This window comes from Stenotrophomonas sp. HMSC10F07, from assembly GCF_001807895.1.
Classification (GTDB): Bacteria; Pseudomonadota; Gammaproteobacteria; order Xanthomonadales; family Xanthomonadaceae; genus Stenotrophomonas; species Stenotrophomonas sepilia.
The window spans coordinates 19,581-29,251 of sequence record NZ_KV791404.1; the positions used below are offsets into that span (position 1 = coordinate 19,581).

The 9,671-nt window shown below is 60.6% G+C and carries 11 protein-coding genes and 1 pseudogene; 6 read left to right on the forward strand and 6 right to left on the reverse strand.

What is annotated here, in order from left to right; genetic code table 11:
• Positions 1–106 precede the first annotated feature (106 nt).
• From HMPREF3114_RS12345 to HMPREF3114_RS12355, 3 genes are all read left to right on the forward strand, one after another.
• A complete protein-coding gene (locus HMPREF3114_RS12345) occupies positions 107–967 on the forward strand; it encodes an OST-HTH/LOTUS domain-containing protein (RefSeq protein WP_229765998.1) in 861 nt (286 codons plus the stop codon).
• Positions 968–1,446: 479 nt separating this feature from the next.
• A complete protein-coding gene (locus HMPREF3114_RS12350; protein WP_053497418.1) occupies positions 1,447–1,803 on the forward strand; it encodes a hypothetical protein in 357 nt (118 codons plus the stop codon).
• 49 nt (positions 1,804–1,852) lie between these two features.
• Positions 1,853–2,383, forward strand: a complete 531-nt coding sequence (locus tag HMPREF3114_RS12355; protein ID WP_053497416.1) for a hypothetical protein — start codon at positions 1,853–1,855, stop codon at positions 2,381–2,383.
• A gap of 52 nt (positions 2,384–2,435) precedes the next feature.
• Here HMPREF3114_RS12355 and HMPREF3114_RS12360 read toward each other — a convergent pair whose 3' ends face one another.
• From HMPREF3114_RS12360 to HMPREF3114_RS12385, 6 genes are all read right to left on the reverse strand, one after another.
• Positions 2,436–2,993, reverse strand: coding sequence for a hypothetical protein (locus HMPREF3114_RS12360; protein WP_141750817.1), 558 nt, complete (start codon positions 2,991–2,993; stop codon positions 2,436–2,438).
• An 84-nt stretch (positions 2,994–3,077) separates the two neighbouring features.
• Positions 3,078–3,485, reverse strand: coding sequence for a hypothetical protein (locus tag HMPREF3114_RS21020; protein ID WP_141750818.1), 408 nt, complete (start codon positions 3,483–3,485; stop codon positions 3,078–3,080).
• 26 nt (positions 3,486–3,511) lie between these two features.
• Entirely contained in the window at positions 3,512–3,952 is a 441-nt protein-coding gene (locus HMPREF3114_RS12370) for a hypothetical protein (protein WP_053497409.1), read from the reverse strand.
• Between the two features lie 42 nt (positions 3,953–3,994).
• Positions 3,995–4,333: a hypothetical protein gene (locus HMPREF3114_RS12375; protein WP_070489862.1), complete on the reverse strand. Its 339-nt coding sequence runs from the start codon at positions 4,331–4,333 to the stop codon at positions 3,995–3,997.
• A 110-nt stretch (positions 4,334–4,443) separates the two neighbouring features.
• Positions 4,444–4,842 carry an Imm10 family immunity protein gene (locus HMPREF3114_RS12380; RefSeq protein ID WP_053497405.1) on the reverse strand — a complete coding sequence of 133 codons (399 nt, stop codon included), beginning with the start codon at positions 4,840–4,842 and terminating at the stop codon, positions 4,444–4,446.
• A gap of 36 nt (positions 4,843–4,878) precedes the next feature.
• Positions 4,879–5,133, reverse strand: a complete 255-nt coding sequence (locus HMPREF3114_RS12385) for a hypothetical protein (protein WP_141750819.1) — start codon at positions 5,131–5,133, stop codon at positions 4,879–4,881.
• A 1,652-nt stretch (positions 5,134–6,785) separates the two neighbouring features.
• On the opposite strand from HMPREF3114_RS12385, the pseudogene HMPREF3114_RS12395 reads away from it, so the two are divergent.
• The 3 genes and pseudogenes from HMPREF3114_RS12395 to HMPREF3114_RS21285 form a co-directional block, all read left to right on the forward strand.
• Positions 6,786–7,628, forward strand: a pseudogene (locus HMPREF3114_RS12395) (magnesium chelatase domain-containing protein); the annotation flags it as partial.
• A gap of 431 nt (positions 7,629–8,059) precedes the next feature.
• Complete coding sequence (locus HMPREF3114_RS20665) at positions 8,060–8,353, forward strand: helix-turn-helix domain-containing protein (protein ID WP_083297601.1); 294 nt, start codon at positions 8,060–8,062, stop codon at positions 8,351–8,353.
• Positions 8,354–9,190: 837 nt separating this feature from the next.
• Positions 9,191–9,671, forward strand: a 481-nt coding sequence (locus HMPREF3114_RS21285; protein WP_218086320.1) for a hypothetical protein, incomplete at its 3' end; no start/stop codon positions are given.

A 9,671-nucleotide genomic window follows, 5' to 3' on the forward strand; every position in this document is an offset into this window, starting at 1 on the left:
ACTCATGCCCGCAAGCGATGCAGACAACAACCTCATCATTCTGGTCCAGCCTGAGCTTCCACCATCTCTGGCTGTAAAGTTGACGTGTCCCATGCTCAGGTTTGCCATGTCCGCCGTCGACCAGAATGACATTGTCGGTGCACAGCACGAAGTGCAACGGCTTCTTGGCCGTTGCATTCTGCGACTTCAGCAGTGCGAGCAACTGATGAAGTCCATGCTCGCCTTTCAGAAGTTGTCCGGTACGCCGGAAGCACTCCCAATGGCTTTGGACAAGCGCAAAGCAGAGATCAGCGGCAAGACAATGGGGTTGCTGGTAGGTCACCTGACTGCCGAATGCGTGATCAAAGAGGGCAGCGAAGCCCCTGGCGGCCCATCGGGTTACGACAGCAATTCAAGCTTCGTCGCTCTGCACATGGGGCTAGAGTTTCCAGAGCAATCCCATGTAACGCTGCAAGCCGACCTGCGCGAACTGGTGAACCTCAGGAACGTGCTCGTTCACCACTTCATCGAGCAATACGATATCCAGACTGTCGAAGGATGCCTGAAGGCACAGGCTGCACTCAGCCGTTCCTACGCTCAGATCGACCGCCAATTTCAACGGCTGCGTGCACTTGCGGCAGATGTTGCGCGGGGAGCGAAAGCCTTTGCGGAGCTGGTTCAGTCTCCCCAGTTCCATGAGTTTATGGTCAACGGCATCGCGCCTGATGGACAGATCCATTGGCCGCTCACAGGTATTGTCAGTGCGCTGAGACAGGCCTTCCGAGAAGGGGCGATCGACGGCTGGGTGAGTCTGGACACAGCCGTTCGCTGGGTAGCAGAGCACCACCCGGAACAAACCCCCAAGAAGTACGGCTGTGCCCGATGGCGGCACGTCATTCACGAATCTCGTCAGTTCGAACTGCGCCACTTCGTGCACCACGGCCAGCTCGGGGCTTGGTTCCGCGAGCGGGCAGATTCGACTGGCTAGCCAGGCGCCGCCGTTGGTAATAGCAGCAATACGCTTTCGCCTACCAAGTGCTGTCGCATTTGCCGCTCCCTGCGTCTCTTACAGTAGGTTCTGACGACTCCGTTCCAGAAGTGCCGTTCCGCTTGGCACGCCAAGGCTCTCGCCCCTTTCCTCGCTATGCGACAATGCCAAAAGCGTCTCGGGTTTTGGCGGCATTGACCCCTACCCCTTGGCATTCCCAACTACGTCAGGCAACTCTGGTATCGCCACCGAAAACGGGTGGCCGGGCCTCGAAAACCCGAGCTATTAGGATGTTGTTTGCACTTGCCAGCCGGCATCGCCTTGCGTGGTGTCGGCTGGCATTCCGTCTGCCGGCTATGGCGGGCGGGGCGTGGGGGCCTTGTGCCCGCCGGTTTCTTCCTAATAGCCCGGTTTTCGAGCCACGCTCTGCCCGCCACCTTTATCGGTGGCGGCGTCCGCCTGCTTGCACGGAGCCCGCCATGACCACACCGCACTCCCCACCCCCGCGCCACATCCAGGAAGTGCCCTCGGCCGCGCCAGCCCTGGATCCCAACAGCCTCATCGCCATCCTGCACGCCATCGGCGCGGGCGCTGCGGCCGACGGCCAGCCCTGGCCCGAGCGGCACCATCTACGCAGCCGGCAGATGCAGTTGTCCGACGCCGACTGCGCACTTACCGGCCAGCGCATCGTGCAGGAGATCCTGCTGGCGGCCGAGCGCACGCGCCAGAACGGCGAGCCGGAGCAGTACGTCGGCGACCGGGTGATGGAGGGACTGGTGATGGCCGATCTGGCGCTGACCGCCTTCATCCACGAGCGGATGCGACCCAGGGACTGAGCGCGTGCGCTCACGGCGCGTACCTTTCTGCCTGTGTGCGGGGTGACGAATGAAGAAGCACGGCCTGGCCGCTGCGGCGGTGTGCAGCGCGGTGATCGGCGCGATGTGGGTGGATTGGCCCGAGCCTGCGGGCGATCAGGTGTGGGCCTACCAGAAGCTGCAGCCGGCCGATTACCGCCTGCTGCACAGTGATGCGCGCGGCTTCGTGACCGCGAAGGCCCAGGAGGGCTTTGAACTGCACGCGCGCCATGCCGGGGCGACGTCCTTCGAGATCCGGTGCAAGGGCGTGCTGGTGATGGACGTGGAGAACGCGCCCTCACGCGTGCTGATTCGCATGCCTGCCGATGCACGGTGGCGGGCGCCGGATATCGAACGCCTGCGCAGCAGCTTCGAGCGCTGGCTGGATCTGCACCAGAGCCAAGGGCGATTGCTGGTGGAAAGTGCGGGGCCTTCGTGGGTTGAGGCGCGGTTTGGGCGCTTCAATGGGTTGGTGCTGGATGAGCAGCGGTGTCTGTTTGGGGCGCCGGCACACCGCCAGGCCGATCCCACCAATTACCTCAGCGCTGAAGTGCCCTCGTAGGCTGACGCTCACGGTTGCGCTGTGCCTGCACCGCATGCGGCACAGCAACTGGTCAGGGGCCAAACCCCAGCGCCATCGCAACCACTTTCCCATCCCGAACGTAGAAGCAAATGCTCGATCCACCTTCCGAGAACCCACAGGTGCGCTCGACCTTGAAGCTGCCCAGCGTTGCCTGCTCTGTGTCCCTCTGGCTATACCCGCCCGCTGCGCTGGCAGCCTTGGACGCCGGGTCACCCATTGCAACGCCTTTCAGCTTCACGCCGCGCAAGCTCTCGGTTCTGCCTGGAGCAGGTTGCCCTGTGCTGATCGATGAAACGCGGATTTCATCGATGGTTCGGAACTCCGGAGCGACGTCAGGGTTGGAGGTGATCAGCACCTCCAATCGGGTAGTGGGATCCAGGTATCTACGCCGTATCAGCCCTGCCGCGTCCACGACCATCTCGCCATCACCATAGCGGCGCAGGACATCCCTCTCGCTGTAGACATGCGGAATGAAACTTCCATCGCGGAACGCTTTCGATACAAAGTCCACGCGTGGATTCCCTGCGGGGAAGCCTGCTGCTGCAGGCAACATACCCAGCGCAATCAAGATGAGTCTGCGTGTCTTCATGACAACTTCGTCCATCCATCTGAAAGAATGATCACAGAGCATTCTTGAATCATGTGCGGATAGCCCACTCGTTCCAGAGGCGTATCACCATTCCGGATGATAGCGGTCCTTGTACTCGTCTTGAATCAGTCCTTGGTTCACATAGCGCCCCTGACTGGTCCTCAGCACGTCCCGCGCGAACCTCAAGGCGCCGTCAACCGAATCAAACGTCCACTCGGTACCAAAGGGATGATCCGGATCCACCGCCTCGAACTCGTACACATCGATGAAGCCAGGCGCTCCATTGTCAAATACTTCGCAAAGACGAACCCTCCAGGCGTTCAGATTGGCCTGCTCAATGGAGACAAAGCGAATCACACGCTGATCCAACTCATATCGATCGGGGAGCAGCTGCTCGACATCGCGCCCCGCCGAAAGATTGCCTGTTACATCCAGATCACAGAGATAGCGCTGCAATGGATCCCTCATTCCGTTGAGAAAATTGACCAGCAAGTGAGCATCGGTGACTTCCGGAGCGACTAGGATGCCTCGCCCGAGGCATAGCGCCATGCACCCGACGATTGGCCGTCGTAACGGCTATCGATGTCCTCCAGCCATACCTTCAGATCCAGCAGAAATCTTGCATGGTCGAAGTCCTTGAACTTCACCCTGCCCAGTTGATCCGCCAACTGCTCAAGCAATTCGCGGGAGACATACCGCATCTTCTCCTTCATCGAGAGCGGAACGATCGTCGGCAGGTCAAGCATCACATCGGTATAGAACTCCGCCTTCTTTCGTCGAAACTGCACTCTTCGCTTGAAATCCAGCTCGGGATCTCGACACACGAAAAGCAAGGCCACAGAAGCCACTTCGTTCCCGTAGCTCCTGGACTCGAATGTGGCGAAGCGCTCTACGTAGTGACTTTTGATCCTGCCAACATGCGACTCCCAGTCGCAGTCCGCCGTGAAGTTCAGTTTCATCACTCCTCCGTTCCATCTCAGTGCTGCGCGCGCATCCCGCACCTATTCGAGCAGGTCGTGTAGATCGATGCCAGACGGATTCACCAGGCGCTTCTCGCGACCCACATGGTGAAGCTCGAAGGTGCCTTTCTCTGAATCGATGACACGGGCGCCATCAAGCACCGCCAGAAATCCGAAGACCGCCGAGCGGGCAGCTTCACCGGCAACGGCGCGCAACATGTCGGCTTCCGCAGCGGACAAGCTGTTGAACCATTCAGACCGTGCCAACAGGTCTGGGGCCACCCGACGGCCCGGTGGATGCGCCAGGTTCGAGATCGTACTGTCCACGGATGACTCAAGCACATAGCGCTGTATAGCGGATACAAATTCGTCAGCGTTCATGCCACTCCCTCGGCTTTGAAAATGAGCCGGAACACATTCGCCTGTGCGGACCTACTGCCTCTTGTCCCCGCTCAGCCCGCCTCTCGCAGGCAGTGCGGCGCAGCATGAACTCAATCCCGTCCAGACGAGTTCAGAGCAAGCGGAGTACCCTCCGCAACACAGATTTTCCGCAACGCGGCCTCCAGCTTGCTGCCGTTTTCCAACGTTTTCAGTGTCACTGCAATCCCACCAGTGATCCCAAGCGTCCTCTGTGCACTTTCGGAGAGAGACAGCTCAAGCTCCATGCGCCGCAGAGAGATATGCACCAGACCGCCATAGCAAGGCTCAAGACCTCCACCGACCTCGATATGGGCGTGCGCCATGCCCAACTCTTCGTCCTGGTCGTCATACGCCTTCGCGTTCTGCAATACCACGTAACGAGACGGATTCGTCGAGCTGTCGGCCAAGCCAACTACGATGCAGTAGTCATCTTCCTCTATGGAAACGACTTCGGCCTTGAATCTGTACATTTCCCGGGTACTCCTGACATGTGGAAAACTCAATGTCTACTCCGCCGCTGTCCTGGTGCCGCTCTCAGCACGCAGGGCCGCATCGTTGTCACCCTTCCAGCCCACAAGGCCCCATACGGAATCGACATTCATTCCGGACCCGCGAAGCTCCCGGACCTGTCCGGCCTCCGCTTCCGCGAGGGTCCCAGCGGCTTTCATTCGTTGTGCTTCTCTTTCCTGCTCACGCCGCACGAACTCCGGATCGGACATCAACGTGTCCATCAGCTGCGAGGCGGTGATACGTTCGCTCATGCGTTGCTCTCTCAAAGGAAGCAGTAGCTCATCAGACGACGCCAGCACAGCGTTCTCACTCCGTCCTACACGGATGCGCAGTTTCAATCGCTTTGATCGCCCTTGCGACTTCTTCGCGGGGGCTTACTGCTGGCGAAAGGACCATTGGGCCGAGGTTGGATTCAATGGACGCCGTCTTGTCCAGCGCATCATGCAAAAGAGGCAGCACTGGACGAGACCGACACCCCAGGATCGCCAGCATTCTGGACGCGTAGAACCGGCCCACATCCCCATCCACCCTTAGCAGAGAAGCAATCTCTTGCACGCTGGAAGGACTGACTTCATCAATCTGTCGTTTCCCGAGACTCGACAAGCATTCAAGCAAGGCTCTCATGGCGAGGGCCCTTCGATCCGCATTCGGCTGTGCTTTCAGCTCGCGAACCCACTGGATGACATGCCGGTCCACATCCACGTGGCCAACATCTAGATCGCATCCCCTCATTTGGCGGATGGCCGAGGCCGAAGCAGAACCAGCCTCGATCCTGTGACCATCACCGTCGTCGCTGCTCGCACTGACCGGGCCTACCAGGCCAAGCCAAACAGCGAGGGCAACGCATGCAGCGACGCGTATGGAACCGCTTCGCATCTGAGAATCGGCCCCGTACCGGGTAGCACTCGAGAAAGATGCAGGCACCATTACCACTCCTCTTATCTCCATTTCTCCATGCCAGCCCGCCATCAGTGAACCTGCGCAGGCGCCGCCCGGTTACCAGGAATGGCGCCATCCCTGCGACGGCCAGTAGGGTTCCTGCGCCGCTGCATCGGGAATGCCTGCGTAGCCGGAGGCCGCCACGGACATGACGCACGCGTCAACGAGTCGTATCGAATATCGCACCGGATCTCCTGGGCACTGACGACGGAGGGCACTGCGTCGCGTTGTGGTGCTGCCTGGCGCCCCAGACGGGCCCGGGGCCGGCCAGCGCCGATTCTGCCACGGTACTGGGGTGAATCCATGGCGTTGACTGGGGCGCCACTCGCCCCGCCTGCGAGCCCATCCGTATTTTTGTCTGTTCGCCCGATGCTCGATCATCAAGGACGGCGCCAACGTCAGGGGCGGTCTGTACTGACGGAAACCGAGCCGTCTTCCAGCAGGTGGACGCTTAAATATGCGTCTGGCGGAGGTATCCGATCAATCGACGCCCCTGCGGGGAGAATGTCCCAACTGGTGATCGGGCCGCAGACTGTCCTATGCACCAATCGGCGGCTATCCAACCCTCGCTTGGCAAGCTCGGCCACAACTACTTCAGGAGGCTGGCGGTCGAAGCCCTTGTAGGCTGTGCACGCCTCTCCCGTCTGGCCAATGGGATACGTTGAACTCTCCACCTCATCCCGGCACCCCGGCAGGCCCATGGCGAGCGAGAGGGCCATCAGTACTCGAATGCACTGCATTTCAGCTCGCTCCTTTCCTTGTACTGCCCTGTTGTACGCCTTTTCTGACGCAAGGCCTCCGAAACCGCCATCGCAGAGCCGCGCTGCACAGAACATCTGCCCTTGATCCGAATGCTGCACCCTTTGCAGGCAGAAATACCCCGAGACGCATTGCCGGCAAACCCCGATAGTCCCACGCAGATTACCTGCCGCACCATCAGGCGTCTTTCTGCAGGAATCCACACATGAGCCTGGCGCTGGTCCACAGCCGTGCCCGCGCCGGGGTCGATGCCCCGCTGGTGCGGGTGGAAGTGCACCTCTCTGGCGGCCTGCCCGCCACCCAGATTGTCGGCCTGGCCGAGACCAGCGTGCGCGAATCCCGCGAGCGCGTGCGTGCCGCCCTGCTCTGTGCACGCTTCGACTTTCCGCAGCGGCGCATCACGTTGAATCTCGCGCCTGCCGATCTGCCCAAGGAAGGCGGTCGCTACGACCTGGCGATTGCCTTGGGCATTCTTGCGGCCAGTGGCCAGGTTGATCCGCAGTCGCTGCTGCAGTACGAGTTCCTGGGCGAGCTGGGGCTAACCGGTGAACTGCGGCCGGTGGCGGGTGCGCTGCCCGCCGCGATTGCGGCGGCAGACGCCGGGCGCATTCTGGTGGTGCCGCCAGGCAATGCCGCTGAGGCTGCTTTGGCCGAGCATGCCGATGTGCGGGTAGCGCGTACGTTGCTGGAGTGCTGTGCCGGGCTGAGCAATCCGCGCCTGCTGCCACCCGTGGAGCGCGTGGACACGACGCCGTTGCCCCTGCCCGATCTGGCCGACGTGCGCGGGCAGGCGCATGCACGGCGCGCGTTGGAAGTGGCGGCCGCTGGTGGGCACCATCTGTTGTTGATCGGCAGCCCTGGCTGCGGCAAGACGCTGTTGGCCTCGCGCCTGCCCAGCCTGTTGCCGGATACCGAGGAAGCCGAGGCGTTGCAGCTGGCCGCGATTGCCTCGGTGAGTGGCGAAGGGCTGGACCCAAGACGATGGCGGCAGCGGCCCTTCCGGGCACCGCACCACAGTGCGAGCGCGGCGGCGCTGGTGGGTGGCGGCTGTCATTTCCACGTAAAAGAGAGACTCAACATTTAAAAACGAGACACACGAGATCGAAGCCCTAGCACTAGCCCGATCGGCATCTCTTTGATATCTATAGTGAATATCCTGAGGCTCGCGTGCACGGAGGCAAGCGATATCTACCCAACGCCCCCTGCGACATGAGCAAATGGTGACGGAACGGCTGCGGCCGCGCGGCCAGGAAAGCTCGTGCCCCGTGCCGTGCACCGAGGACGTCAACCGGCGCCCTGGGAGCCACTCCCCCGCCTACAAGCTTGGCAGCTAGATAGATGAAGGCCAGGGCAGAGCAGTGAATTCCCCAAGTCCTGGTCTCCGATCCCCCTGCTTTTTCCACCTAGCCATGTCGCAACTGCGCAGATTTGCGCGCATTATGGGGGCAGAATCGCCCTAATGAGCGGAATTACGCGCATATGAACGACAGTCCAGCCCAGTCACCGGAGGAAATTGCCCAGGCATTAGGACATCGCCTGCGGACGAAAAGGCTCATCAAGAACATCTCTCAGACAGTTCTGGCTGACAAGGCGGGTATCTCGCGTAGGGCACTGGTGCAGCTAGAGGCTGGAGAAGGGTCCACGGTGAGGACGCTCGTGTGCGTACTCAAGGCGCTAGGCCTGGAAGAGCAACTAAGCGCAATCGCTATGAGCGCAACAGTTAGCCCAATGGCTTTGCTAAAGACCAAGCGCCTGCGAAGACGGGCGAGCTAGTTAGCGTCACTTCTGCCCCCCCTGCCTCAGAGTCCACGGAAACTTGCACTCAATCAAGACTGTTGGAACCTTTCAGACCAGTACTGTCAGGGCGCGATCGGCTCACGTCCGCGCGGAGCGCGTGACGCCAATATGGTTTCGGCACCTGGCAAAGCGGGATCTCTACAAGAGAGCAGCCAGCGCCCTGCATCTGAAGTTCAACCACTGAAGAGCCAGATGACTCGCTCCCGGGTACCTCCTCCAAAGTCGACCAGAGTGCGGTCTGTCGAGGCTCCACCCGACAGCGCGGATGGCTCTAAGATGAAATTGCCACCATCACCTCGGCAGGCCGCAGACTGGTTGGCGCTTCCGAGTGGGAGATCAATCCTTTTAGGGAACGAATCGTCCTTCTGAAGAAGCAGTTGAAGGCGTATGCCAAGAGTGGCTGCATGGATATCAGGAGGAAGGTGCCAACTAATGCAGAACGAACGTGGTTCTCCACTCCCGTCTTGCAGGCGTCTTCCCACTTCCATATGCGCACAAACGCCGGCCCTAAGCTGTGGTCACTGGGGCTTTCGGAGGTAGCGATGGACATATCGTGGGCAGTAGCACGCCTTGAGAAACAGATCGAAGGTCGCTGACGGTACTCGTACCCATAACACGCATACCTGATCCTAGAAAGCAGACCAACCAGGCCCTCAGGTCCTGGGCAGCCTAAGCTTCCAGACGGATTGGAACGGCCGAAGCGGTAGCTACTGCAATGGGGACGCCAAGGACTCTGGAGCGCCCGGCAGGGCGGACCGCAGCTGACTACGTCCCATGGCATCATGCCAGCCTCGCTGTTCCACTGGAGGCGCTATGGCACTTAGTCTCGGCGAGCGGGTCGCTGTCGCCGCTCTCGCAAAGCTCTTGTACGATTTCCTGCCAGCCAGTGGGAATGGCAGCACGTCCTTCCCCTTGGCCGCGGCAAAGGTTGGCATCCCAGAGGCTTGGCCCCAAGGAAAGCCCAGCAAAGAGCCCGGCATAATCGCACTGCTGGTGTGGACCCTCGAGAATCGGCGCGGGAAGTTTTGTTCGCTGATTCAGGAGGTGGTCCTCCAATCCATAACCTGGAGAGGCAGGAGTTCCACTCCGCTTACACGGGAAGAGATTGTTGAGTTGAATCGACTCCTTCTTGGCGTGAGCTTCAAAATTCCCGAACTTCACTCCCCTGCCTTTCTGGACAGCCTGCCCACGGCTTCCCCACCAGCGCCTGCGGCAGCAGCTACCCCTCGTCTTGTGGAGGAGGCAGTCTACGTAGACCTTCAGCGCCATCTGATAGCACTCTCAGGCCTTGAGC